Genomic DNA, 23,108 nt, shown 5'->3' with positions numbered 1-23,108 from the left:
CAAGCGCTGCGGCGCCGTTCAAGAATTCTGCCCGGCCAGCCTGCACTTTCGGCCCGAGGCACCCGCCACCCTAAACCAGCGGCCGGGTTTGTTTCAATATATTTGACATAAGCTGGCCATACGGCCTTGCGGTGTTCATTTTAATAAACATAGACTTTGGCGCTTCCAGCCCACGCGTCGTCATTAGCGGAGAAAACAACAATGAACATCCAGAACGTCGTCGACATCAGCCTCGCCAGCAGCGAAGCCGAGCGCTATCGCCCGGATCCGGCGAAAGTGCTCAAGGGCGACCCTGAGCAGGCGGTGTTCCATCAGTACGACAGCCCTTGTGGGCAAATGGGCGTGGGTGTGTGGGAAGGCGCGGTGGGTCAGTGGACGGTCAATTACACCGAGCATGAATACTGCGAGATTCTGCAGGGGGTTTCGGTATTGCGTGACAGCGATGGCAATGCGAAGACGTTGCGTGTTGGCGACCGGTTTGTGATTCCGGCGGGGTTCCGCGGCACCTGGGAAGTGCTTGAGGCTTGCCGCAAGGTTTATGTGATCTTTGAACAGAAGGCTTGAATTTTTGCGCTGACCTTACCGGCCCCTTCGCGAGCAGGCTCGCTCCCACGCATTCCATTGTGGGAGCGAGCCTGCTCGCGAAGGCGCAAGGGCAGGCAACGCCAAATCCAAGGCAAACAAAAAAGGCCCGTATCTCACGATACGGGCCTTTTTCGCAGTCAGGAAAAATCAATTACTTGATTTTGCCTTCCTTGTACATCACGTGCTTGCGAACAACCGGATCATATTTCTTGATCTCGATTTTGTCCGGGGTAGTACGCTTGTTCTTGTCGGTAGTGTAGAAGTGACCAGTACCGGCGCTCGAGATCAAACGAATCAATTCACGCATGATTAGCTCCCTTAAATCTTGCCATCGCGGCGAAGTTCGGCGAGCACGACAGTGATGCCACGCTTGTCGATGATACGCATGCCTTTGGCAGATACGCGCAGACGCACAAAACGTTTCTCTTCTTCAACCCAGAAGCGGTGATGCTGCAGGTTCGGCAGGAAACGACGACGGGTTTTGTTGTTTGCGTGGGAAATGTTATTCCCAGTCACCGGACCCTTACCGGTAACTTGACATACTCTCGACATGCCTCAGCCCTCTAAAACCACATGCCCAACCCGGCATGGGTTGGCCGCTTAATCTCTCAGTCATTTGGCGCCAGGCGCCGCGTTTCTTTAGAGGTCTTACCGGCTACACCTACAGTGAAGGAACCGGGCCCCTAGAAAAGAGCGCTGCTTTATACCAGAAAGACCGGGGTGCAACAACAAGCGGTGTGCAATCAATCGGCAAAAGGGCGATTTTTTCCGCTTGAGGCGCTTTGGATAAAGGCTGCGAACAGTTTTGACCACTCGTCGCAGAAATCCGCTCCTACAGGCGATTCAGACTTTTCATCCGGGCGTCGGCGCGCAAAACCGCGCAAGACTGCGCCTGAAAATGCAAAAAGGGGATAGTCATTTGCAATTCAGAGCTCTAGGGTAGGACTTTTCCAGACTGCACTTGCAGATGGGCCTTCGATCTGTAAAGGAAACCGACCATGCGCCTCGCTGCCCTACCCCTGTTGCTCGCTCCGCTCCTGCTCAGCCCCCTCGCCCAGGCAGCCGCATTGAGCGTGTGTACCGAAGCCAGCCCTGAAGGGTTCGACGTGGTGCAGTACAACTCGCTGACCACCACCAATGCTTCGGCTGACGTACTGATGAACCGTCTGGTGGATTTCGACACTGCCAGTGGCAAGGTCATCCCGAGCCTCGCCGACAATTGGGAAGTCAGTACTGATGGCCTGACCTATGTGTTCAAGCTGCACCCACAGGTGAAATTTCATACGACCGACTACTTCAAGCCCAGCCGCGAGCTGAGTGCCGAAGACGTCAAGTTCAGCTTCGACCGCATGCTCGACCCGGCCAACCCGTGGCACAAAGTTGCCCAGAGCGGCTTCCCGCATGCGCAGTCGATGCAGCTGCCGACCCTGATCAAGAAGATCGACGCCCTCGACCCGCTGACCGTGCGCTTCACTCTCGATCATCCGGACTCGACCTTCCTCGCGACCCTGAGCATGGGTTTCGCCTCGATCTACTCCGCCGAATATGCCGACAAACTGATGAAGGCTGGCGCCACCGAAAAACTCAACAGCCAACCGATCGGCACTGGTCCGTTTGTGTTCAGCCGCTTTCAGAAAGATGCGGCGATCCGCTACAAGGCCAACCCGGATTACTTCCATGGCAAGCCTGCCGTCGACCCGCTGATCTTTGCCATCACGCCTGACGCCAACGTGCGCCTGCAAAAGCTGCGACGCAATGAATGTCAGATCGCCCTGTCACCGAAACCGCTGGACGTACAGGCCGCGTTGAAGGAACCGACGCTGAAAGTCGAAAAGACTGACGCGTTCATGACCGCTTTCGTGGGCATCAACAGCCAGCATCCGCCGCTGGACAAGCCGGAAGTGCGCCAGGCGATCAACCTCGCTTTCGACAAGGCCAACTACATCAAAGCCGTGTTCGAAGACACCGCCGAGGCAGCCAATGGCCCATACCCACCAAATACCTGGAGCTACGCGAAGAACCTGCCGGGCTATCCGCACGACGTAGCCAAGGCCAAGGCGCTGCTGGCCAAGGCCGGATTGAAGGATGGCTTCCAGACCACCATCTGGACGCGTCCGTCGGGCAGCCTGCTCAACCCGAACCCGAGCCTCGGCGCGCAGATGTTGCAATCGGATCTGGCCGAGATCGGCATTCAGGCTGAGATCCGTGTGATCGAATGGGGCGAACTGATCCGACGCGCCAAGGCCGGCGAACATGACTTGCTGTTCATGGGCTGGGCCGGCGATAACGGCGACCCGGACAACTTCCTCACCCCGCAGTTTTCCTGCGCGGCGGTGAAGTCCGGGACCAACTTCGCGCGGTACTGCAACGCCGACCTGGACAAGCTGATCAGCGCCGGCAAGACCACCAGCGAACAAGGTGTGCGCACCAAGCTCTACGAACAGGCCCAGGCGCAGATTCAGCAGCAGGCATTGTGGCTGCCACTGGCGCACCCGACGGCCTACGCACTGACGCGCAAGGATGTTCACGGTTACTCGGTGAGCCCGTTTGGCCGGCAGGACTATTCCAAAATCAGCTTCAAGCCCTAAGCGGCAAGCGGCAAGCGGCAAGCGGCAAGCGGCAAGCTAAAGCACTCCGCGCGCAGCTCCAGCTTGCCGCTTGCAGCTAGAAGCTTGCCGCTGCTCTTTTACATCCAGCCACACTCCGCCATCGACAGCGGTTCGCCGTCACCAACGATGAAATGATCGAGCACCCGCACGTCAATCAACTCCAGGGTCTTCTGCAGGCGCTTGGTCAGCAGCCGATCCGCCTGGCTTGGATCGGTATTCCCTGACGGATGGTTGTGACACAGGATCACCGCCGCTGCGTTGTTGGCCAGCGCGCGCTTGACCACCTCCCGAGGATGTACGCTGGTGTTATCGATAGAGCCGCGAAACAGTGCCTCGAAGTTCAGCACCTGATGTTTTGAATCAAGAAACAGGCAGCCGAACACCTCGTGCGGTTCATGCCGCAGCATCGCCTTGAGGTAATCGCGAACGACCTGAGGGTTTTCCAGTGCCGGTTTCTGCCGTGAGCGCTCGGCCAGATGGCGCTTGCTCATCTCCTGAGCGGCTTGCAACTGGGCGAACTTGGCCGGGCCGAGGCCCATTTGTTTGCTGAATGCGTCCTGATCGGCCTCAAGCAACAAACGCAAGCTGCCGAATTGCGTCAGCAGATGTCTGGCGAGGTCCACGGCGCTCTTTCCGGGCAATCCGGTGCGCAGAAAAATCGCCAGTAACTCAGCGTCCGAAAGACTCCCTGCCCCATGCTCCAACAGCCTTTCCCGCGGCCGTTCCGCCGCCGGCCAATCGCGAATACTCATAGCACCTCCTTGTCTGTGGGCGCCGCTGTTCCGTAGCGGTCGCTGTGATATCGTAGCCCATCTTTTTGGCGGTCGATTCAACCCTGGGGAGGGGCATCGCACCGCAGTCATCAACGAAATGAAAGGCAGACCTATGCAGCGGCTGTATCGGAAACGCATCGTTCTGGGCGTCGGCGGCGGCATTGCGGCCTACAAGAGCGCCGATCTGGTTCGCCGCCTGATCGACCAGGGTGCCGAAGTGCGCGTGGTCATGACCCATGGCGGCGCCGAATTCATCACCCCGCTGACCATGCAGGCCCTGTCGGGCCACCCGGTTCACCTCGACTTGCTAGACCCCGCCGCCGAAGCCGCCATGGGCCATATCGAGCTGGCGAAATGGGCCGATCTGGTACTGATCGCCCCGGCCACCGCCGACCTGATCGCCCGTCTGGCCCAGGGCATTGCCAACGATCTGCTGACCACACTGGTGCTGGCCACCGACGCCGTGGTCGCCGTCGCGCCAGCGATGAACCAAGCGATGTGGCGCGATCCGGCGACCCAGGCCAACCTGCAACTGCTGGAAAGCCGAGGCCTGAAGACTTTCGGCCCGGCCTCGGGCAGTCAGGCCTGCGGCGACGTCGGCATGGGCCGCATGATGGAAGCCACCGATCTGGCGCTGCTCGCCGCCGATTGCTTCCAGCGCCTGGCCCTGACCGGCAAGCATGTGGTGATCACTGCCGGCCCGACCCAGGAAAACATCGACCCGGTGCGCTACATCACCAACCACAGCTCCGGAAAAATGGGTTTTGCCCTCGCCGAAGCGGCAGTGGAAGCCGGCGCCCGCGTCACCCTGATCAGCGGCCCGGTGCACCTGCCGACGCCGGATCGCGTCACCCGTATCGATGTGGTCAGCGCCCGCGACATGCTCGCCGCCTGCGAATCGGCCATGCCTTGCGATGTGTTCATTTCGTCGGCAGCGGTGGCGGACTACCGCCCGGAAGTCGTCGCGCCGCATAAACTCAAGAAAGATCCTACGAGCGGTGACGGCTTCGTCCTGCAAATGGTGCGCAACCCGGACATCCTTGCCACCATCGCGACCCGTCCCGACCGTCCGTTCAGTGTCGGCTTCGCCGCCGAGACCGAACACCTGCTCGACTACGCTGCACGCAAGCTGAAGGACAAGAATCTCGACCTGATCGTCGCCAACGACGTCGCCAACCCGAGCATCGGCTTCAACAGCGAGGAAAACGCCTGCAGCGTCATCGACCGTGAGCTGCACGCCACGGTTTTCGCCCAGACCAGCAAGAGCAAGATCGCTCGCCAACTGGTCACTTTTATCGCCGAACGTCTGAACCAGGTTTAATTTACATGCACGCTTTGCAAGCCAAGATCCTCGATCCACGCATCGGTACCGAATTCCCGCTGCCGCAATATGCCACCCCGGGCTCAGCCGGCCTCGACCTGCGCGCCATGCTGGAACAGGACATCGTGATCAAACCGGGTGAAACCGTGCTGATCCCCACTGGCCTGTCGGTGTACATCGGTGACCCGAACCTCGCGGCACTGATCCTGCCGCGCTCGGGCATGGGCCACAAACACGGCATCGTCCTGGGCAATCTGGTGGGCCTGATCGACTCCGATTACCAGGGGCCGCTTATGGTCTCCTGCTGGAACCGCGGCCAGAGCGACTTCACCATGACCGTCGGCGAACGTCTCGCGCAATTGGTGCTGGTACCGGTGGTGCAGGCGCATTTTGAAATGGTTGAAGAGTTCGTCGAAACCGAACGTGGTACCGGCGGCTTCGGGCATACCGGCACCAGATAACGCAAAGATACTATTGTGGCGAGGGAGCTTGCTCCCGCGGGGCTGCGCAGCAGACCCAAAATCTTGTGGGCGCTGCGCACCCAAGCGGGAGCAAGCTCCCTCGCCACAAAATTTGTGCAATGGGTGGCGCACGGTTAAGCGCACAAAATCAAGGTTTTGCCGGTCGCGAGACCGGTCCGCCGAGACATCATGGCCCTTTCATAGCACGAACTCTCTGTGGAAAACGCCGTCATACCCTTCAGTTTGAGCCTGCCGTCGAAGATTTCGCCGGTCTGTCCCGCCCTTTTCGAGTTGGAGCATTTCCGCAGATGAACACCCCCGCCAAGATCGCCCCGAAGTTGCCTGACAGCATTTTCCGCGCCTACGACATTCGTGGCACCGTGCCGGAATTCCTCAACGGTGAAACCGCCTACTGGATCGGTCGCGCCATCGGCTCGCAGAGCCTGGCCCAGGGCGAACCGAACGTGTCGGTCGGTCGCGACGGTCGCCTGTCCGGCCCGGAGCTGGTCGCGGAACTCATTCGCGGTATCGCCGAGAGCGGTTGCCACGTCAGCGATGTCGGTCTGGTGCCGACGCCGGCGCTGTACTACGCCGCCAACGTGCTGGCCGGCAAGTCCGGGGTGATGCTCACCGGCAGCCATAACCCGTCGAACTACAACGGCTTCAAGATCGTGATCGCCGGCGACACACTCGCCAACGAACAGATTCAGGTGCTGCACGAGCGCATCAAGAACAATGACCTGAGCACTGGCCAGGGCAGCGTCACTCAGGTCGAAATCCTCGATCGTTACAACACCGAAATCGTCCAGGACATCAAACTGGCCCGACGCCTGAAAGTCGTGGTCGACTGCGGCAACGGCGCGGCCGGCGTGATCGCCCCGCAACTGATCGAAGCGCTGAACTGCGAAGTCATCCCGCTGTTCTGCGAAGTCGACGGCAACTTCCCGAACCATCACCCGGATCCGGGCAAACCGGAAAACCTCGTCGACCTGATCGCCAAGGTCAAGGAAACCAACGCCGATATCGGCCTGGCCTTCGACGGCGACGGCGACCGCGTCGGCGTGGTGACCAACACCGGCAGCATCGTCTATCCGGATCGTCTGCTGATGCTGTTCGCCCGCGATGTGGTGGCGCGCAACCCGGACGCGGAAATCATCTTCGACGTCAAATGCACCCGTCGCCTGGTGCCATTGATCAAGGAATACGGCGGTCGGCCGCTAATGTGGAAGACCGGTCACTCGTTGATCAAAAAGAAAATGAAACAATCCGGCGCGCTGCTGGCCGGCGAAATGAGCGGGCACATCTTCTTCAAGGAACGCTGGTTCGGTTTCGACGACGGCATCTACAGCGCCGCGCGTCTGCTGGAGATTCTCAGCAAGGAAAAATCCACTGCGGAAGAGCTGTTTGCGACCTTCCCGAACGATATTTCCACGCCGGAAATCAATATCCATGTGACCGAAGAGAGCAAATTCAGCATCATTGATGCACTGCACGATGCTCAGTGGGGCGAAGGCGCCGACCTGACCACCATCGACGGCGTGCGGGTCGATTACGCCAAAGGCTGGGGCCTGGTGCGCGCGTCCAACACCACACCGGTGCTGGTGCTGCGCTTCGAGGCCGATGACGAGGCTGAATTGCAGCGCATCAAGGACGTATTCCACGCCCAACTGAAACGCGTTGCACCTGATCTCCAACTACCGTTCTGATCCACCCGGAGCCCTGAATGACCCTCGAACGCGAAGCCGCCGCCAACACTGCCAAGGTCCTGTCCGAAGCACTGCCTTATATCCGACGCTACGTCGGCAAGACCCTGGTGATCAAATACGGCGGCAACGCGATGGAAAGCGAGGAGCTGAAGACCGGCTTCGCCCGCGACATCGTGCTGATGAAAGCCGTGGGCATCAACCCGGTGGTCGTGCACGGTGGCGGCCCGCAGATCGGTGATCTGCTCAAGCGCCTGTCGATCGAAAGCCATTTTGTCGACGGCATGCGCGTCACCGACGCGGCGACCATGGACGTGGTGGAAATGGTCCTTGGCGGTCAGGTCAACAAGAGCATCGTCAACCTGATCAACCGCCATGGCGGCAGCGCCATCGGCCTGACCGGTAAGGATGCCGGGCTGATCCGGGCGAAGAAGCTCACCGTCTCCCGCCAGACCCCGGAGATGACCCAACCGGAAATCATCGACATCGGCCACGTCGGCGAAGTCGTCGGCATCAACACCGAACTGCTGAACCTGCTGGTCAAAGGCAACTTCATCCCGGTCATCGCGCCGATCGGCGTGGGTGAAAACGGTGAGTCCTACAACATCAACGCCGACCTGGTGGCGGGCAAGGTTGCCGAAGCGCTGAAAGCCGAAAAGCTGATGCTGCTGACCAACATCGCCGGCCTGATGGACAAGTCAGGCACCGTGTTGACCGGCCTGAGCACGCAGCAGGTCGATGACTTGATCGCTGACGGCACGATCTACGGCGGCATGCTGCCGAAGATCCGTTGTGCACTGGAAGCGGTTCAGGGTGGGGTTGGCAGTTCGTTGATCATCGACGGTCGTGTGCCGAATGCGATCCTGCTGGAGATCTTTACTGACACCGGTGTGGGTACGCTGATCAGCAATCGCAAGCGTCCTTGATCGCCAATCGCTGAAGCAAAAGATCGCAGCCTTCGGCAGTTCCTACAGGGATTTCGCACATGCGGGAAACCGCTTTTGTAGGAACTGACGAAGACTGCGATCTTTTTATGCGCGCAGGAAAAGCCTGACTCCACACTGCGAAACGTCCGACATCCCTTCAGAATAAATCTCCCTAGGATCTTCCTCTCATCCAGCGGAGATCTTCCCATGCAAAAAGACAGCGTTCCTTACGGCAGTGACATTTCAGCAGGTACTTATGCTTGCGTGGACTGCGGCCGAGAGTATTCAGCCCCCTCGCAGACTTCGATGCCGCCCTGCCCTGACTTCACCGAAGCCTCTCACCCACTCAAGGGCTGGAAAGTGCTCACGGGCCAGGGAGATGCGCCCCAGGATCCCTATCCAGCCGCCAGCGACAAATAACCGGAGCGGCGACTCATGCAGATCTCGTTCACGATCGACGCCGACGCTTTCGAGCAGGAACAGAAGGAACCGGTGAAAAAGACCTTGCGCATCGGCGACGCCGAAATCGCCCATGCGCTGGAGCGCATCGCCAAAGCCAGCCTGACCGAATACCTGAAAATGCTGGTCGAGGGCGGCATGCCCAGCCGGGCCGACGAAGCCAAGCAGGATCGCCTGCTGTATCTGATCCAGAGTTACTTCGGGCAAACCCTGCCGACCGAATCGCAGATATCGACGATCTTTCAACTGACCCAGAGCCAAAGCAAAACCCTGTTGAAGAACACCGTGTCGCGCTTTCGCAACCAGCTTGATGACATCCTGCAGCACAGCATGCGCGCGGTGATCGAGTCCGCCGAGCATGCGCAGAACGTGTTTCTGGTGGTGATCAGTTCGGACGTGATTCGTGATGAGTTGAACATGCTCATCACCCAAAACGAGCCGACCTTCAAGCCCATCACCAAACGCAAGGGCAGCGCCGGGCAGTTTGAAATCAGCGAAGACTCCCACGCATTGCTTTGCACAACGCTGGGTCTGAATGCCGTTCGGTGACATCGTCGCGGTCAGTGGCTTGCTGCTGACCCTGACTACGTTCATGTTCAATCTGGCATGGCCGGCGCTCGATGCAGCGCTGGCTGAGGATGAGTTTCAAAAGGGTTCGCAGGGCCGAAAGCGCAGTCGAGATAACGTGATGGCTGCTTTCTACTGGCGAGCATTGCCACTGACATGTGCTTTTGTGGCGCTGTTTTACGTTAACTTGCCGGCAGCAGTCGGGATCATGCGCAGCAGCACGCTGGACCTGTGGGATTTCGATGTGGATCGCACGCTGTATGTGATGGTGGTTGTTGCGCTGCTGGTGTTTGCGCTGGTCAATGTCGGACTGGCGCTGAGACTGCTGATCAAATGGCAAAAACTGCGTTAATCATCAACAAAAAGACCCAATTCAACTGACTGAACTGGGTCTTTTTTATCGTGGGAGCGAGCCTGCTCGCGAAAGCGGTATTCGCCTCACATCGCTCAGTGTGACGGCCATTCGCGAGCAGGCTCGCTCCCACATTGGTCACACGCCAAACTGCGCGCGGTAAGCTTCCACGGCTGGCAAGTGTTGCTTGAGCTGCGGATCGTCGGCGAGGAATTCCAGCACCTGGTTCAGCGAAACGATGCTGATCACCGGAATGCCGAAGTCGCGCTCGACTTCCTGGATGGCCGACAACTCGCCGTTGCCACGCTCCTGGCGGTTCAGCGCGATCAGCACACCGGCAGCCTTGGCGCCGTCCTGGGAAGCGATGATCTGCATCACTTCGCGAATGGCAGTGCCTGCGGTGATCACGTCGTCGATGATCAAGACGTCGCCAGTCAGCGGTGCGCCGACCAGGCTGCCGCCTTCGCCGTGGGCCTTGGCTTCCTTGCGGTTGAAGCACCATGGCAGGTCACGGTCGTGATGCTCGGCGAGCGCAACGGCAGTGGTTGCCGCCAGCGGAATGCCTTTGTAGGCCGGGCCAAACAGAACATCGAACGCAATACCGCTTTCGGCGATGGCGGCGGCATAAAAACGCCCCAGCTGCGCCAGGGCCGAACCCGAGTTGAACAAGCCGGCATTGAAGAAGTAGGGACTGGTGCGCCCGGACTTCAGGGTGAACTCACCGAAGCGCAAAACGCCGCGATCGATGGCAAAACGAATGAAATCGCGCTGATACGCTTGCATGAAAAAAACCCCAAATACCACGGATTTAGCTAATTAGCTTGACGCCGTGTATCATACACGCACGCGATTTTTGGGGCCATTTATGCGGATCATCAGTGTGAACGTCAATGGTATTCAGGCGGCAGTCGAGCGCGGTTTGCTCAGTTGGCTGCAAGCCCAGAATGCCGACGTCATCTGCCTGCAGGACACCCGTGCCTCCGCCTTTGAACTGGATGACCCAGCCTTCCAACTGGATGGCTACTTCCTTTATGCCTGCGATGCTGAAGTCCCTGCCCAAGGCGGCGTGGCTTTGTATTCGCGGTTGCAACCGAAGGCTGTCATCAGCGGTCTCGGTTTCGAGACGGCCGACCGCTACGGGCGCTACCTGCAAGCAGATTTCGACAAAGTCAGTATTGCCACCTTGCTGTTTCCTTCGGGGATGAACGGCGATGAGGACTTGAACCAGAAGTTCAAGCTCATGGACGATTTCGGCAAGTACCTGGACAAACAGCGACGCAAACGTCGCGAGTACATTTACTGTGGCTCGCTGTACGTTGCGCAGCAGAAGCTCGACATCAAGAACTGGCGCGACAGCCAGCAATCTCCAGGCTTCCTGGCGCCGGAACGCGCCTGGATGGACGAGATTGTCGGCAACATGGGCTATGTCGATGCGCTGCGTGAAGTCAGCCGTGAAGGCGACCAGTACAGTTGGTGGCCGGATAACGAACAGGCCGAGATGCTCAATCTGGGCTGGCGTTTCGATTATCAGATCCTGACCCCGGGCCTGCGTCGCTCGGTGCGCAGCGCACGTCTGCCGCGTCAGCCTCGGTTCTCGCAGCACGCGCCGTTGATCGTCGACTACGACTGGACGCTGACCATCTAAGCGTTTTATCGCAGCCAAAAAAATGCCCGCATCGTGAGATGCGGGCATTTTTTATGCGCCTGCTTTCTAGACGGCAGCGAAGAATGGCAAGGTCAGGTACAACTTGATCACGATGACGTTAATGATATCGATGAAGAACGCTCCTACCATCGGCACCACCAGAAACGCGATCTGCGACGGCCCATAGCGCTGGGTCACGGCTTGCATGTTGGCAATGGCCGTCGGCGTGGCCCCCAGACCAAAGCCGCAATGTCCCGCAGCGAGCACGGCGGCATCATAGTTGCTGCCCATCACGCGGAACGTCACGAAAATCGCGAACAGCGCCATGACCAACGCCTGCACGGCCAGAATGATGAAGATCGGCAACGCCAGCGCCGCCAGATCCCACAACTTCAGCGACATCAGCGCGATTGCCAGAAACAGCGAGAGGCTGACATTGCCGAGCACGGAAACTTCGCGTTCGAATACCTGATACAAGCCAAGCGCTGACAGACTGTTGCGCAAAACCACACCCACGAACAGCACGCAAACGAACGTCGGCAGTTCGAAAGCAGTGCCATGCAGCAAGCCATTCAACAGATTGCCTGCGAGCAGGCTGACGGCAATCAGCGCCAGTGTCTCGACAAACGAAAAAGGCGTGATCGAGCGCTCCTTGTTCGGTTGTTCAAAACCTTTTGGCAGCCGCGGCGCTTGTTGCGCACCGCAACCCGGCACCTGCACACGCTTGATCAGCAACCGTGCGACGGGGCCACCGATCAGACCGCCCAGCACCAGACCGAACGTCGCAGAGGCGAGCGCCAGTTCCGAAGCCGAGGCCAGACCATATTTCTCGCTGAACACCGCGCCCCATGCGGCGCCAGTGCCGTGGCCACCGGCCAGCGTGATCGAGCCCGTCAGCAAGCCCATCAAAGGATCAAGCCCGAGCAAAGTTGCCAACCCTATTCCCATGGCGTTTTGCACCACCAGCAAGCCAATGACTGCCAGCAGGAAGATGCCGATAATGCGCCCACCTTTCTTCAGACTGGCAAGGTCGGCACTCAAGCCAATAGTGGCAAAGAAAGCCAACATCAACGGTGTTTGCAATGAAGTATCGAAGCGGACCTGGATATCGAAAGTGCGCAATATCAACAGGAGCACGGCAACCACGAGGCCACCCGCTACCGGTTCAGGAATATTGTAACTTCGCAGAAAGCCAACACGGGTAACAAGTCCGCGCCCGAGCAGTAGCACTAATGAAGCGGCCACGAGCGTGCCGTAAAAGTCGAGCTCAATCATGTGAATTATTCTTGGCTAAGTATTCACGAGGCGAGCATTTACCTGGGCCCGACTGGTGACCGGCTGATTTTCTCAACACTGATTACTGGGGAATTCAAGTACCATCGATGGCTTGAACATATCGAAATGTTTCAATCGAAACATTACACCGGGCAACTTTAACAACCGGCTCGCGCGAATAACAAGGGCAGGAATATGTACTTGCCCGCTCAGTTGTGACCAAAGATGTAATAGAGAAATATCAGTAAATAAATGCCAAACCGCACATCGACAACAGACTAGTCCTACAACAATAACCAATTATTAAGTTGCACAAATAAAAATACCCCGATAAGTCGGGGCATTTTCATATTGCGATACAACAGACTTTCACTTGATCAGTCGCCAGGTGAACGGATATCTGTATGGGAAACCTTCGTTGGCTTTGACACCTGCAATGATCGTCAGGACCAGCGCCGCGATCGCCAGCAAGCCAAACAGGAAGAAACCAATGATCAGCAGCATGAGCAGGAAGCAGATCATTGAAGCAATCGCCACCGTGATCTGAAAATTCAGCGCCTCTTTGCCCTGCGCATCGATGAAAGGGTCCTTCTCGCGCTTCATCTGCCAAAGAATCAGCGGCCCGATCAGATTGCCGAACGGAATCCAGATCCCCAACAAGGCGGACAAGTGACAGAACATCGCCCATTGGCGAACCTGCTGGCTCGGTTTGGGCAGCAACTCTTGCTCGTCACTCATCACGTGCTCCTTGTGGTCGAGAACCTCAGTCGGCCAGTGCAGCCTTCTGCAGTTCGAAAATCTCGTTCATGCCTTTCTTCGCCAGTTCCAGCATGGCGTTCAAGTCTTCAGGCTGGAACGGCGCGCCTTCGGCGGTGCCCTGCACTTCGATGAAACCACCGGTGCTGGTCATCACGACGTTCAGGTCGGTTTCAGCTGCGGAATCTTCAAGATAGTCCAGATCCAGCACCGGCTCGCCCTGGTACATACCCACCGAGACCGCGCCGATCATTTGCTTGAGCGGATCGCCGCCTTTCAGGCCGCCGCGCTTCTTGATCACTTTCAGGGCATCGACCAGCGCAACCATGGCGCCGGTGATGGAGGCGGTGCGAGTACCCCCATCAGCCTGGATCACGTCGCAATCGACGTACAGAGTCACGTCGCCGAGCTTCGACATGTCCAGCGCCGCGCGCAGGGAACGACCGATCAGACGCTGGATTTCCAGAGTACGCCCGCCCTGCTTGCCACGGCTGGCTTCACGCTGGTTACGCTCGCCGGTGGCGCGCGGCAGCATGCCGTACTCGGCAGTCAGCCAGCCCTGGCCCTGGCCTTTGAGGAAGCGCGGCACGCCGTTTTCGACGCTGACGGTGCAGATGACTTTGGTATCACCGAATTCGACCAGTACGGATCCCTCGGCGTGTTTGGTGTAGTTGCGGGTGATGCGGATCGAGCGGAGCTGATCGGCAGCGCGACCACTTGGACGTTTCATAGGGATACCTGTACTGAGGACGGAAAACTGCCGAGCATTATAGAGCGCTGCACCGCGAGTGGGCACTGGTTAAAACCGCCGGCCGACGACCGAAGCCCCTCAAGCGCGCATAACCGACGGGCTGCAGCGCTTTGTCACACCGTGTGTTTGGGCGCATTCGCCGCACTGCGCTACAATCCTGCGCCTTTGCTGCCAGTCGGCTTAAATTCATTGAAATCGCGCCTGCGAAACAGCGTTTCGCGCCGATCTGCATTGCGAGGTCACCGCCATGGTGCACAGCATGACCGCCTTCGCCCGCGTCGAGAAAGCCGGCGTTCAGGGCACCCTGAGCTGGGAACTGCGCTCGGTCAACAGCCGCTATCTGGAACCGCACCTGCGTTTGCCCGAGTCGTTTCGCGACCTCGAAGGCGCCGTGCGTGAAGCGCTGCGTCAGGGCCTGTCGCGGGGCAAACTGGAATGCACGCTGCGCTTTACCGAAGAAAGCACCGACAAACCGCTGCAAGTCGACCGCGAGCGCGCCGCGCAGCTGGTTGCCGCTGCGGAAACCGTGGCCGGGCTGATCAAGAATCCCGCTGCGCTGAATCCGCTGGAAGTGCTGGCCTGGCCCGGCGTGCTGGTGGCCGATGCGACGGACCCGCAAGCGCTGAACGCCGAAGCGCTGGCGCTGTTCAATCAGGGTTTGAAGGATCTGAAGGCTGGCCGCGAGCGCGAAGGCGCGGAGTTGGCTCGCTTGATCAACGACCGCCTGACGTCCATCGAAGAAGACGTGGTGACCCTGCGCGAACTGGTGCCGCAGATGCTCGCCACCCAGCGCCAGAAAGTCCTCGACCGCTTTGCCGACATGAAGGCCGAGCTCGACCCGCAGCGCCTGGAACAGGAAATGGTCATCCTCGCGCAAAAAAGCGACGTGGCCGAAGAGCTGGATCGCCTGAGCACCCACATCATCGAAGTTCGCCGGGTGCTCAAGTCCGGCGGTGCCGCCGGGCGGCGCCTGGACTTCCTGATGCAGGAACTCAACCGCGAGGCCAACACACTGGGCTCCAAAGCCTTCGACCCGCGCAGCACCCAGGCCGCCGTCAACCTCAAGGTGTTGATCGAGCAGATGCGCGAACAAGTGCAGAACATTGAGTAAGGCTACCCCGACATGACCCAACACACCGGCACCCTGTACATCATTTCCGCGCCATCGGGCGCGGGCAAGAGCAGTCTGGTCAAGGCGTTGACCGACGCCGATCCGGAGATCCGCGTTTCGGTTTCGCACACCACCCGCGCCATGCGTCCCGGCGAAGTGGACGGCGTGAACTACCACTTCGTGAGCCGCGAAGAGTTCGTGAAAATGGGCGAGCACGGTGATTTCCTTGAGCGCGCCGAAGTCTTCGGCAACTTCTACGGCACTTCGCAAAGCCGCCTGCAACAGACGCTGGATGAAGGTCACGACCTGATTCTGGAAATCGACTGGCAAGGCGCCGAGCAGGTGCGCAAGTTGATGCCGCAAGCGCGCTCGATCTTCATCCTGCCGCCGTCGCTGCAAGCCCTGCACCAGCGCCTGACCAACCGCGGCCAGGACAGCGACGAGATCATCGACGGCCGCATGCGCGAAGCAGTCAGCGAGATGAGCCACTACGTCGATTACGACTACCTGATCATCAACGACGATTTTGCCCACGCGCTGGACGATCTAAAGGCGATTTTCCGCGCCAATCAGCTGCAACAGAAACGCCAGCAAGTGCGTTTCGGCAAATTGCTGGCTGAATTGCTCGGCTAAAACAGCACTTCCCAAAATGCCTGCAAGCGCTTTACATTGGTGCTTGCAGCGCGTTGAAGGGTCTGGTCAAAAAATCAGCGCTTCCCTAATCGCTGGTGATTTTTTAAACTGCTCAGTCCGCTCGCCCAACCGGGCAGCGCGCATATTGCATTCGCTCCGAGGAATACCATGGCCCGCGTAACCGTTGAAGACTGCCTAGAACACGTGGAAAACCGCTTTGAGCTGGTCATGCTCTCTACCAAGCGTGCCCGTCAACTGGCCACCGGCGGCAAAGAGCCATTGGTGCAGTGGGAAAACGACAAGCCGACCGTTGTCGCGCTGCGTGAAATTGCTGAAGGTCTGATGAGCTACGAGTTCATCGCCGAGCAGGAAATCGTCCAGGATGAACCGCTGTTCGCAGCGTTCGAGGACGAGTCGAACGAGGCCGTCTAAGCCTATGCCTGGTCGACGTAGCACGGCGCGGGGTCACAGCTTTCGGCAGGAATCATCATGCCGAGCATAGACGCCCTCGCCGATCGCTTATCGACCTACCTCGGCAATGACCAGGTCAACCTGGTCCGCCGAGCGTATTTCTACGCCGAACAAGCCCATGACGGTCAACGCCGTCGCAGTGGCGAGGCGTACGTCACGCATCCTCTTGCCGTGGCGAATATTCTTGCCGACATGCACATGGACCATCAGAGCCTGATGGCTGCGATGCTGCATGACGTGATCGAAGACACCGGTATCGCCAAGGAAGCGCTGCAAGCGCAGTTCGGTGAAACCGTGGCCGAACTGGTCGACGGGGTCAGCAAACTGACCCAGATGAATTTCGAGACCAAGGCCGAAGCCCAGGCGGAAAACTTCCAGAAGATGGCCATGGCCATGGCGCGCGATATTCGCGTGATCCTGGTCAAGCTCGCCGACCGCCTGCACAACATGCGCACGCTGGAAGTGCTGTCCGGCGAAAAACGCCGGCGCATCGCCAAGGAAACCCTCGAGATCTACGCGCCCATCGCCAACCGCCTGGGTATGCACGCGATCCGCATCGAGTTCGAAGACCTCGGCTTCAAGGCCATGCACCCGATGCGTTCCGCGCGGATCTGCCAGGCGGTCAAACGCGCCCGGGGCAACCGCAAGGAAATCGTCAACAAGATCGAAGAGTCCCTCGGCCATTGCCTCGCCATCGACGGCATCCAGGGCGAAGTCAGCGGGCGACAGAAACACCTTTACGGCATCTACAAGAAAATGCGCGGCAAGCGTCGGGCCTTCAACGAGATCATGGACGTCTACGCGTTCCGGATCATCGTCGACAAGGTCGATACCTGCTACCGCGTACTGGGCGCTGTGCATAATTTGTACAAACCGTTGCCGGGGCGCTTCAAGGATTACATCGCGATTCCCAAGGCCAACGGCTATCAGTCGCTGCACACCACGCTGTTCGGCATGCATGGCGTGCCGATCGAGATCCAGATCCGCACCCGCGAAATGGAAGAGATGGCCAACAACGGCATCGCCGCCCATTGGCTGTACAAGTCCAGCGGTGACGAACAGCCCAAAGGCACCCATGCCCGCGCCCGCCAGTGGGTCAAAGGCGTGCTGGAAATGCAGCAACGCGCTGGCAACTCGCTGGAATTCATCGAAAGCGTGAAGATCGACCTGTTCCCGGACGAGGTCTATGTGTTCACGCCAAAGGGCCGGATCATGGAGCTGCCAAAAGGCTCCACGGCGGTCGACTTTGCCTACGCGGTACACACCGACGTCGGCAACAGCTGCATCGCCTGCCGCATCAACCGTCGTCTCGCACCGCTGTCCGAACCGCTGCAGAGCGGCTCCACGGTCGAGATCGTCAGTGCTCCCGGCGCCCGGCCGAACCCGGCGTGGCTCAACTTCGTGGTTACCGGCAAGGCGCGTACGCACATTCGTCATGCGCTGAAACTGCAACGCCGCTCCGAGTCCATCAGCCTCGGCGAGCGCCTGCTGAACAAGGTGCTCAACGGTTTCGACAGCTCGCTGGAAAAGATTCCGGCCGAGCGCGTCAAAGCCATGCTTACCGAATATCGTCTCGAACTGATCGAAGACCTGCTCGAAGACATTGGCCTGGGCAACCGCATGGCCTACGTGGTCGCCCGCCGCCTGCTCGGCGAAGGCGAACAGTTGCCAAGTCCGGAAGGTCCACTGGCCATTCGCGGCACCGAAGGCCTGGTGCTCAGCTACGCCAAGTGCTGCACACCGATCCCGGGCGACCCTATCGTCGGGCACCTGTCGGCGGGCAAAGGCATGGTCGTGCACCTGGACAACTGCCGCAATATCAGCGAAATCCGCCACAACCCGGAAAAATGCATCCAGCTCTCGTGGGCCAAGGATGTCACCGGCGAATTCAATGTCGAGCTGCGCGTCGAACTGGAACACCAGCGCGGCTTGATCGCCCTGCTGGCCAGCAGCGTCAACGCCGCCGACGGCAATATCGAGAAAATCAGCATGGACGAACGCGATGGTCGCATCAGCGTCGTGCAGTTGGTGGTCAGCGTCCACGACCGTGTGCACCTGGCCCGCGTGATCAAGAAACTGCGCGCCTTGACCGGGGTGATCCGCATCACCCGCATGCGTGCATAAACCTGCCTATTACAAGGAGTCCTACATGACCAAAACCGTCATCACCAGCGACAAGGCCCCGGCCGCCATCGGCACTTACTCCCAGGCGATCAAGGCAGGCAATACCGTCTACATGTCGGGCCAGATCCCTCTGGACCCGAAAACCATGGAACTGGTCGAAGGCTTCGAAGCCCAGACCGTCCAGGTCTTCGAGAACCTCAAAGCCGTAGCCGAAGCCGCCGGCGGTTCGTTCAAGGACATCGTCAAACTGAACATTTTCCTCACTGACCTGAGCCACTTCGCCAAGGTCAACGAGATCATGGGCAAGTACTTCGACCAGCCCTACCCTGCCCGCGCCGCCATTGGCGTGGCCGCCCTGCCGAAGGGTGCGCAGGTTGAAATGGATGCCATTCTGGTCATCGAGTGATGCGCACGGCGCGGCCTTCACGCCGCGCCGACTGCCGCAAAAAAGGTTTTGAAAGGATTCCACCATGCGCAAAGCGCTAGCTCTCTCGCTGCTCGCCCTGTTTCTCGGCGGCTGTGCCAGCGACCCTGCCGACCGTGACATCAGCGGCACCTGGATCAACCAGGTGGCGATCGATGCCGCCGCCAAGGGCGGCCCCCTGCGTGAAGCGCTGCAGGCCTACGGCCCGAACCTGGAATGGGACGTCAACACCAAGGCCGGTCAGGCCCGCTACACCAACGGTTTTGAAAATGTCGAAGGACGGCTGCTGGGCGAAGAGTCCGGCGCCTGGAAAGTCGACTTCTATGGCAGCTCCGCCAGTGAACTGAAACGCGACGGCGGACGTTTGCAGCAAGCCGCCAGCGACAACGAACCCGAACAAGTCTTCGATCGCGCGCAGATCCCGGTGCCCGAAGGCGCGCCAATCGGTGCGAGCTTCGAACGCGCGCTGTATTCGGCGTATCTGGGCGGCAACTGGACCATCACCAGCGGTCAGGGTGAAGGCGGCACCGTGCAGTTTCAGGCTGACGGTCAGGTGACCGGTCTGCCGGGCGTTGATCGTTATGCCTTGTGCCTGGCCGGCGATTGCGCGTCGATGAGCAACGGCAACGACAGCATGTGGCTGCAACTCAATGGCCAGGGCAACAACTGGATCTTTGTGCGCAAGGGCAAAGAACTGGAGATTCTCCAGGCAGTGAATGCTGCGCTGGCGGATGAGCAACCGCAGTTTGCCGCAGGTGAGCGCAAGTGGTTGCTGGAGAAGCAGTAACCTGCCTCCGAAATCTCAGAAGATCAAATGTGGGAGCGAGCCTGCTCGCGAACGCGGTGGGTCAGTCAAAGTAATATTGCCTGATACACCGCTTTCGCGAGCAGGCTCGCTCCCACAGTTGTTTTGTGTTGTTAGAAAGTCAGCACTTACCTTCAAGAATCGCTGCGTAGCCTTCGCGGTAGCTTGGGTACTTCGGCACCCAGCCCAACGCTTTCGCCCGCGCATTGCTGCAACGCTTGCTGCCGGTGCGGCGCACGCTGGCGTCTTCGGCCCATTCAGTCACACCCAGATATTCGCGCAACCAGCCCACCACCTCGGCCAAAGGCGCCGGCGCATCATCTACACCGATGTAAAGGTGCTCCAGCTCCACGCCCTCGCGGTCTTTTTCCAGCAGGAATGCCAGCAATCCCGCCGCATCATCGGCATGAATCCGATTGCCATACAGCGGCGGCTCGACCGCCACGCGATAACCGCGACGCACCTGGGTCAGCAGCCATTCGCGACCCGGGCCGTAAATGCCGGTCAGGCGCAGCACGCTCGCCGGGATGCCGCTATTGAGCGCAATTTGCTCGGCTTCGAGCATCAAACGCCCCGAATAGCCGGCCGCGACAGTCTCGGAGGTCTCATCCACCCAGGCTCCGTCCTGCTGGCCATACACGCTGCTGCTGGACACGAAGATCAGTCGCTCGGGCACTTGTCCATAGTCGTCCAGCCAGCTCAGCACGTTCTGCAAGCCTTGCACGTAGGCCTTGCGATAACCGTCTTCATCGTGGTCGGTAGCCGCAGCGCAATACACCAGATAATCCACGGCACCCACCGGCCAGGTCGCCGGGCATTCTTCGTTGAACAGATCGCCAGCGACGCCAATGACACCCTCCGGCAGTTTGGAAACATCCCGGCGCAGGCCATGGACTTGCCAGCCAGCCGCCAGCAATTGCTTGGCCAGACGACTGCCGACATCACCACAACCGGCAATCAAAACAGAAGGCGCGGACATCAGAAAACTCTCCTCGGAAAGGCACAGACTAGCTCTGGCACAGGACGAACGGCTAGCAATGAAGGAAAAAAAGTTACTCTATTACTTTTGTTAACAAGAATTACTTGCAATAATGCACGCCACTTTTGTTCTCGGCCTCACGAGGCCTGGAAGAGCAACAACGTTTTTCTATCTCAGGTCCGGCCAGCATGACACGTAATCAAACTCCCGCTTCGCCAACCACTCGACCTCGCGCCTGGAGCGCTGTCGCGGCTCTGTTGCTCAGCCTGATGCTGGCACCGACCGCCGCCTTCGCCGACGCTCAAGCGCCAGTCACCCCGGCCGCCACTGAGCAGAGCGCGCCCGCTGCCGCTCCGGCTGCACCGGCCGCCACCGATCCGGTGCAGGCTGTCGATGCGGCCGACGCACCTGAAGTCCTCGAAGCCGACAACACTCTGGGCATGGCCCACGACCTGTCGCCGTGGGGCATGTACCAGAACGCCGACATCATCGTGAAAATCGTGATGATCGGCCTGGCCATCGCTTCGATCATCACCTGGACCATCTGGATCGCCAAAGGCTTCGAGCTGATGGGCGCCAAGCGTCGTCTGCGAGGCGAAATCGCCGCACTGAAAAAAGCCACCACCCTCAAAGAAGCCAGCGCCACGGCCGGCAAGGAAGGCACCCTCGCCAACCTGCTGGTGCACGACGCGCTCGAAGAGATGCGCCTGTCGGTCAACAGCCGGGAGAAGGAAGGCATCAAGGAACGCGTCAGCTTCCGCCTCGAGCGCCTCGTCGCTGCCTGTGGCCGCAACATGAGCAGCGGCACTGGCGTCCTCGCTACCATCGGCTCCACCGCGCCGTTCGTCGGTCTGTTCGGTACCGTTTGGGGCATCATGAACTCCTTCATCGGCATCGCCAAAACCCAGACCACCAACCTGGCCGTCGTTGCGCCAGGTATCGCTGAAGCGCTGCTGGCCACCGCACTGGGTCTGGTCGCGGCGATTCCGGCGGTGGTGATCTACAACGTCTTCGCCCGTTCCATCGCCGGTTACAAGGCGCAGGTCTCCGATGCCTCGGCAGAAGTCCTGCTGCTGGTCAGCCGCGATCTCGACCACCAGCCTGAGCGCAGCTCGCAGCCGCACATGGTTAAAGTGGGGTAATCGGCCATGGGCCTGCATTTGAAAGAAGGCGCAGACGACGATCTGGCCGAGAACCACGAAATCAACGTCACGCCGTTCATCGACGTGATGCTGGTGCTGTTGATCATCTTCATGGTGGCCGCGCCGTTGGCCACCGTGGACATCAAAGTCGACCTGCCCGCCTCGACCGCCAAACCGGCGCCGCGGCCAGAGAAACCGGTGTTCCTCAGTGTGAAAGCTGACCAGCGCCTGTTCCTCGGTGACGATGAAGTGAAGGCCGAAACCCTCGGCGCCACCCTCGACGCCAAGACCCAGGGCAAGAAAGACACCACCATCTTCTTCCAGGCCGACAAAGGCGTGGATTACGGCGACCTGATGAGCGTGATGGACAGCCTGCGCGCCGCCGGTTACCTGAAGGTTGGTCTGGTCGGTCTCGAGACGGCAGCCAAGAAATGATCACGACGCGCCATAAGCTGACGCGTTACAGCGGTAGCCTGGCCGTGGTGCTGGGCGTGCATGCGCTGGCCATCGCGCTGGCGCTGAACTGGACCGCCCGCCCGCCCATCGAACTGCCGCCGCAGGCAATGATGGTCGAGCTGGCTCCGTTGCCCGCCCCGCCACCGCCGGCTCCGCCGAAAGTCGTCACACCGCCGCAGCCACCGGCTCCGGTTGAAGAATTGCCGATTCCGAAACTGGCTGAAGCACCGAAAGCGGAAATCGCGGTACCGAAACCCAAGCCGAAGCCCAAGCCGAAACCGCCGAAGCCGGTCGAGAAGAAGCTGCCCGAGCCGCCGAAGGAGAAACCTTCCGAGGAGAAACCGGCCGACACTCAACCGACCCAGGCACCAACGGAGAAATCCGCCCAGCCCGCACCCGGCCCTTCGCCAGCTCAACTCGCGGCGAAGGCCAGTTGGCAAGGCACCCTGCTCGCGCATCTGCAGAAGTACAAGAAGTACCCGCAAAGTGCACAGTCGCGCGGCAAGGAAGGTTTGAATCGTCTGCGCTTCGTGGTTGATGGCGAAGGTAACGTGTTGTCGTTCGAACTGGTGGGCCGCTCCGGCAACGCTGATCTGGACCGGGCCACCCTGGACATGATCCGCCGCGCGCAACCGCTGCCCAAGCCACCGGCCGACATGCTCAACAACGGCTCGATCGAAATTGTTGCGCCGTTTGTTTACTCGCTCGAACGTCGTCGCTAAACAGCAAGAGCAAAAGATCGCAGCCTTCGGCAGCTCCTACAGGGGATAGCATTCCAAC

Annotated in this window: 25 protein-coding genes and 1 pseudogene; 18 read left to right on the top strand and 8 right to left on the bottom strand. The window is 59.6% G+C overall.

The window, feature by feature from the left end; translation table 11 throughout:
* Positions 1–201: 201 nt before the first annotated feature.
* A complete protein-coding gene (locus tag GXB78_RS27245; protein ID WP_016772555.1) occupies positions 202–564 on the top strand; it encodes a cupin domain-containing protein in 363 nt (120 codons plus the stop codon).
* Between the two features lie 172 nt (positions 565–736).
* Here the strand turns inward: GXB78_RS27245 and rpmG are convergent, their stop codons facing one another.
* Both rpmG and rpmB read right to left on the bottom strand, forming a co-directional pair.
* On the bottom strand, positions 737–892 hold the full coding sequence (gene rpmG, locus GXB78_RS27240; protein WP_016772554.1) for a 50S ribosomal protein L33: 156 nt from the start codon (positions 890–892) through the stop codon (positions 737–739).
* Between the two features lie 11 nt (positions 893–903).
* Positions 904–1,137, bottom strand: coding sequence for a 50S ribosomal protein L28 (rpmB, locus tag GXB78_RS27235; protein WP_007920377.1), 234 nt, complete (start codon positions 1,135–1,137; stop codon positions 904–906).
* A 446-nt stretch (positions 1,138–1,583) separates the two neighbouring features.
* Here rpmB and GXB78_RS27230 point away from each other — a divergent pair, with 446 nt between their 5' ends.
* On the top strand, positions 1,584–3,173 hold the full coding sequence (locus tag GXB78_RS27230) for an ABC transporter substrate-binding protein (protein WP_329517741.1): 1,590 nt from the start codon (positions 1,584–1,586) through the stop codon (positions 3,171–3,173).
* A 98-nt stretch (positions 3,174–3,271) separates the two neighbouring features.
* Here the strand turns inward: GXB78_RS27230 and radC are convergent, their stop codons facing one another.
* Complete coding sequence (gene radC / locus GXB78_RS27225; RefSeq protein WP_329517740.1) at positions 3,272–3,946, bottom strand: RadC family protein; 675 nt, start codon at positions 3,944–3,946, stop codon at positions 3,272–3,274.
* A gap of 133 nt (positions 3,947–4,079) precedes the next feature.
* On the opposite strand from radC, the gene coaBC reads away from it, so the two are divergent.
* The 6 genes and pseudogenes from coaBC to GXB78_RS27195 all read left to right on the top strand — a co-directional run bounded on the left by coaBC (position 4,080) and on the right by GXB78_RS27195 (position 9,756).
* Positions 4,080–5,288 (top strand): bifunctional phosphopantothenoylcysteine decarboxylase/phosphopantothenate--cysteine ligase CoaBC, encoded by a 1,209-nt coding sequence (gene coaBC / locus GXB78_RS27220; protein WP_039757372.1) that lies wholly within the window; start codon positions 4,080–4,082, stop codon positions 5,286–5,288.
* A 5-nt stretch (positions 5,289–5,293) separates the two neighbouring features.
* The gene (dut, locus tag GXB78_RS27215; RefSeq protein WP_329517739.1) at positions 5,294–5,749 is read left to right on the top strand and encodes a dUTP diphosphatase; all 456 of its coding nucleotides are present in this window, start codon (positions 5,294–5,296) and stop codon (positions 5,747–5,749) included.
* Between the two features lie 329 nt (positions 5,750–6,078).
* Positions 6,079–7,455 (top strand): annotated as a pseudogene (locus tag GXB78_RS27210) (phosphomannomutase/phosphoglucomutase); the annotation flags it as partial.
* Positions 7,456–7,472: 17 nt separating this feature from the next.
* Positions 7,473–8,378 carry an acetylglutamate kinase gene (argB, locus tag GXB78_RS27205; RefSeq protein WP_016772548.1) on the top strand — a complete coding sequence of 302 codons (906 nt, stop codon included), beginning with the start codon at positions 7,473–7,475 and terminating at the stop codon, positions 8,376–8,378.
* Positions 8,379–8,813: 435 nt separating this feature from the next.
* The gene (locus GXB78_RS27200; protein ID WP_329517738.1) at positions 8,814–9,386 is read left to right on the top strand and encodes a hypothetical protein; all 573 of its coding nucleotides are present in this window, start codon (positions 8,814–8,816) and stop codon (positions 9,384–9,386) included.
* Positions 9,373–9,756: a hypothetical protein gene (locus GXB78_RS27195; RefSeq protein ID WP_329517737.1), complete on the top strand. Its 384-nt coding sequence runs from the start codon at positions 9,373–9,375 to the stop codon at positions 9,754–9,756. The genes GXB78_RS27200 and GXB78_RS27195 overlap by 14 nt, the downstream gene beginning before the upstream one ends.
* A 138-nt stretch (positions 9,757–9,894) precedes the next feature.
* Here the strand turns inward: GXB78_RS27195 and pyrE are convergent, their stop codons facing one another.
* Positions 9,895–10,539 (bottom strand): orotate phosphoribosyltransferase, encoded by a 645-nt coding sequence (gene pyrE, locus GXB78_RS27190; protein ID WP_095081295.1) that lies wholly within the window; start codon positions 10,537–10,539, stop codon positions 9,895–9,897.
* 82 nt (positions 10,540–10,621) lie between these two features.
* Here pyrE and GXB78_RS27185 point away from each other — a divergent pair, with 82 nt between their 5' ends.
* On the top strand, positions 10,622–11,401 hold the full coding sequence (locus GXB78_RS27185) for an exodeoxyribonuclease III (RefSeq protein WP_016772543.1): 780 nt from the start codon (positions 10,622–10,624) through the stop codon (positions 11,399–11,401).
* 66 nt (positions 11,402–11,467) lie between these two features.
* Here GXB78_RS27185 and gltS read toward each other — a convergent pair whose 3' ends face one another.
* The 3 genes from gltS to rph form a co-directional block, all read right to left on the bottom strand.
* A complete protein-coding gene (gene gltS, locus GXB78_RS27180) occupies positions 11,468–12,676 on the bottom strand; it encodes a sodium/glutamate symporter (protein WP_329517736.1) in 1,209 nt (402 codons plus the stop codon).
* Positions 12,677–13,045: 369 nt separating this feature from the next.
* Entirely contained in the window at positions 13,046–13,414 is a 369-nt protein-coding gene (locus GXB78_RS27175; protein ID WP_325718716.1) for a DUF4870 domain-containing protein, read from the bottom strand.
* Positions 13,415–13,439: 25 nt separating this feature from the next.
* Positions 13,440–14,162: a ribonuclease PH gene (rph, locus tag GXB78_RS27170; protein WP_027610407.1), complete on the bottom strand. Its 723-nt coding sequence runs from the start codon at positions 14,160–14,162 to the stop codon at positions 13,440–13,442.
* A 268-nt stretch (positions 14,163–14,430) separates the two neighbouring features.
* On the opposite strand from rph, the gene GXB78_RS27165 reads away from it, so the two are divergent.
* The 6 genes from GXB78_RS27165 (at position 14,431) to GXB78_RS27140 (ending at position 19,733) form a co-directional block, all read left to right on the top strand.
* Positions 14,431–15,294: a YicC/YloC family endoribonuclease gene (locus GXB78_RS27165; RefSeq protein ID WP_329517735.1), complete on the top strand. Its 864-nt coding sequence runs from the start codon at positions 14,431–14,433 to the stop codon at positions 15,292–15,294.
* Positions 15,295–15,306: 12 nt separating this feature from the next.
* Positions 15,307–15,927 (top strand): guanylate kinase, encoded by a 621-nt coding sequence (gmk, locus tag GXB78_RS27160; RefSeq protein ID WP_129997939.1) that lies wholly within the window; start codon positions 15,307–15,309, stop codon positions 15,925–15,927.
* 168 nt (positions 15,928–16,095) lie between these two features.
* Entirely contained in the window at positions 16,096–16,359 is a 264-nt protein-coding gene (gene rpoZ, locus GXB78_RS27155; protein ID WP_008030604.1) for a DNA-directed RNA polymerase subunit omega, read from the top strand.
* Positions 16,360–16,416: 57 nt separating this feature from the next.
* A complete protein-coding gene (gene spoT, locus GXB78_RS27150) occupies positions 16,417–18,522 on the top strand; it encodes a bifunctional GTP diphosphokinase/guanosine-3',5'-bis pyrophosphate 3'-pyrophosphohydrolase (RefSeq protein ID WP_329517734.1) in 2,106 nt (701 codons plus the stop codon).
* 25 nt (positions 18,523–18,547) lie between these two features.
* Positions 18,548–18,928: a RidA family protein gene (locus tag GXB78_RS27145; protein WP_014340863.1), complete on the top strand. Its 381-nt coding sequence runs from the start codon at positions 18,548–18,550 to the stop codon at positions 18,926–18,928.
* A 64-nt stretch (positions 18,929–18,992) separates the two neighbouring features.
* Positions 18,993–19,733, top strand: coding sequence for a hypothetical protein (locus tag GXB78_RS27140; RefSeq protein ID WP_329517733.1), 741 nt, complete (start codon positions 18,993–18,995; stop codon positions 19,731–19,733).
* 139 nt (positions 19,734–19,872) lie between these two features.
* Here GXB78_RS27140 and GXB78_RS27135 read toward each other — a convergent pair whose 3' ends face one another.
* Positions 19,873–20,730, bottom strand: a complete 858-nt coding sequence (locus GXB78_RS27135; RefSeq protein WP_329517732.1) for an SDR family oxidoreductase — start codon at positions 20,728–20,730, stop codon at positions 19,873–19,875.
* A 188-nt stretch (positions 20,731–20,918) separates the two neighbouring features.
* Between GXB78_RS27135 and exbB the strand changes: the two genes are divergently transcribed.
* From exbB to GXB78_RS27120, 3 genes are read left to right on the top strand one after another with little or no spacing between them, the layout of a single operon-like run.
* Positions 20,919–21,872 carry a tonB-system energizer ExbB gene (gene exbB / locus GXB78_RS27130; protein ID WP_329517731.1) on the top strand — a complete coding sequence of 318 codons (954 nt, stop codon included), beginning with the start codon at positions 20,919–20,921 and terminating at the stop codon, positions 21,870–21,872.
* A 6-nt stretch (positions 21,873–21,878) separates the two neighbouring features.
* Entirely contained in the window at positions 21,879–22,307 is a 429-nt protein-coding gene (gene exbD / locus GXB78_RS27125; RefSeq protein WP_016772535.1) for a TonB system transport protein ExbD, read from the top strand.
* Entirely contained in the window at positions 22,304–23,050 is a 747-nt protein-coding gene (locus GXB78_RS27120; RefSeq protein WP_042608108.1) for a TonB family protein, read from the top strand. The genes exbD and GXB78_RS27120 overlap by 4 nt, the downstream gene beginning before the upstream one ends.
* Positions 23,051–23,108: the final 58 nt, after the last annotated feature.

The organism is Pseudomonas moraviensis subsp. stanleyae, from assembly GCF_036283065.1.
In the GTDB taxonomy this organism is placed as follows: Bacteria; Pseudomonadota; Gammaproteobacteria; order Pseudomonadales; family Pseudomonadaceae; genus Aquipseudomonas; species Aquipseudomonas stanleyae.
The sequence above is the reverse complement of the archived record's forward strand: the minus strand, read 5'-3'. Positions and strand labels throughout refer to the sequence as shown.

Bases quoted from the DNA above. Each gene is read 5' to 3' on its own strand.
- radC (WP_329517740.1), bottom strand. From the start codon at position 3,946: ATGAGTATTCGCGATTGGCCGGCGGCGGAACGGCCGCGGGAAAGGCTG.
- rpmB (WP_007920377.1), bottom strand. From the start codon at position 1,137: ATGTCGAGAGTATGTCAAGTTACCGGTAAGGGTCCGGTGACTGGGAAT.
- GXB78_RS27245 (WP_016772555.1), top strand. From the start codon at position 202: ATGAACATCCAGAACGTCGTCGACATCAGCCTCGCCAGCAGCGAAGCC.
- coaBC (WP_039757372.1), top strand. From the start codon at position 4,080: ATGCAGCGGCTGTATCGGAAACGCATCGTTCTGGGCGTCGGCGGCGGC.
- GXB78_RS27140 (WP_329517733.1), top strand. From the start codon at position 18,993: ATGCGCAAAGCGCTAGCTCTCTCGCTGCTCGCCCTGTTTCTCGGCGGC.
- gltS (WP_329517736.1), bottom strand. From the start codon at position 12,676: ATGATTGAGCTCGACTTTTACGGCACGCTCGTGGCCGCTTCATTAGTG.
- GXB78_RS27200 (WP_329517738.1), top strand. From the start codon at position 8,814: ATGCAGATCTCGTTCACGATCGACGCCGACGCTTTCGAGCAGGAACAG.
- gmk (WP_129997939.1), top strand. From the start codon at position 15,307: ATGACCCAACACACCGGCACCCTGTACATCATTTCCGCGCCATCGGGC.
- GXB78_RS27165 (WP_329517735.1), top strand. From the start codon at position 14,431: ATGGTGCACAGCATGACCGCCTTCGCCCGCGTCGAGAAAGCCGGCGTT.
- argB (WP_016772548.1), top strand. From the start codon at position 7,473: ATGACCCTCGAACGCGAAGCCGCCGCCAACACTGCCAAGGTCCTGTCC.
- spoT (WP_329517734.1), top strand. From the start codon at position 16,417: ATGCCGAGCATAGACGCCCTCGCCGATCGCTTATCGACCTACCTCGGC.
- GXB78_RS27185 (WP_016772543.1), top strand. From the start codon at position 10,622: ATGCGGATCATCAGTGTGAACGTCAATGGTATTCAGGCGGCAGTCGAG.
- rpoZ (WP_008030604.1), top strand. From the start codon at position 16,096: ATGGCCCGCGTAACCGTTGAAGACTGCCTAGAACACGTGGAAAACCGC.
- rpmG (WP_016772554.1), bottom strand. From the start codon at position 892: ATGCGTGAATTGATTCGTTTGATCTCGAGCGCCGGTACTGGTCACTTC.
- GXB78_RS27120 (WP_042608108.1), top strand. From the start codon at position 22,304: ATGATCACGACGCGCCATAAGCTGACGCGTTACAGCGGTAGCCTGGCC.
- exbD (WP_016772535.1), top strand. From the start codon at position 21,879: ATGGGCCTGCATTTGAAAGAAGGCGCAGACGACGATCTGGCCGAGAAC.
- GXB78_RS27195 (WP_329517737.1), top strand. From the start codon at position 9,373: ATGCCGTTCGGTGACATCGTCGCGGTCAGTGGCTTGCTGCTGACCCTG.
- GXB78_RS27135 (WP_329517732.1), bottom strand. From the start codon at position 20,730: ATGTCCGCGCCTTCTGTTTTGATTGCCGGTTGTGGTGATGTCGGCAGT.
- rph (WP_027610407.1), bottom strand. From the start codon at position 14,162: ATGAAACGTCCAAGTGGTCGCGCTGCCGATCAGCTCCGCTCGATCCGC.
- pyrE (WP_095081295.1), bottom strand. From the start codon at position 10,539: ATGCAAGCGTATCAGCGCGATTTCATTCGTTTTGCCATCGATCGCGGC.
- GXB78_RS27175 (WP_325718716.1), bottom strand. From the start codon at position 13,414: ATGAGTGACGAGCAAGAGTTGCTGCCCAAACCGAGCCAGCAGGTTCGC.
- GXB78_RS27230 (WP_329517741.1), top strand. From the start codon at position 1,584: ATGCGCCTCGCTGCCCTACCCCTGTTGCTCGCTCCGCTCCTGCTCAGC.
- dut (WP_329517739.1), top strand. From the start codon at position 5,294: ATGCACGCTTTGCAAGCCAAGATCCTCGATCCACGCATCGGTACCGAA.
- GXB78_RS27145 (WP_014340863.1), top strand. From the start codon at position 18,548: ATGACCAAAACCGTCATCACCAGCGACAAGGCCCCGGCCGCCATCGGC.
- exbB (WP_329517731.1), top strand. From the start codon at position 20,919: ATGACACGTAATCAAACTCCCGCTTCGCCAACCACTCGACCTCGCGCC.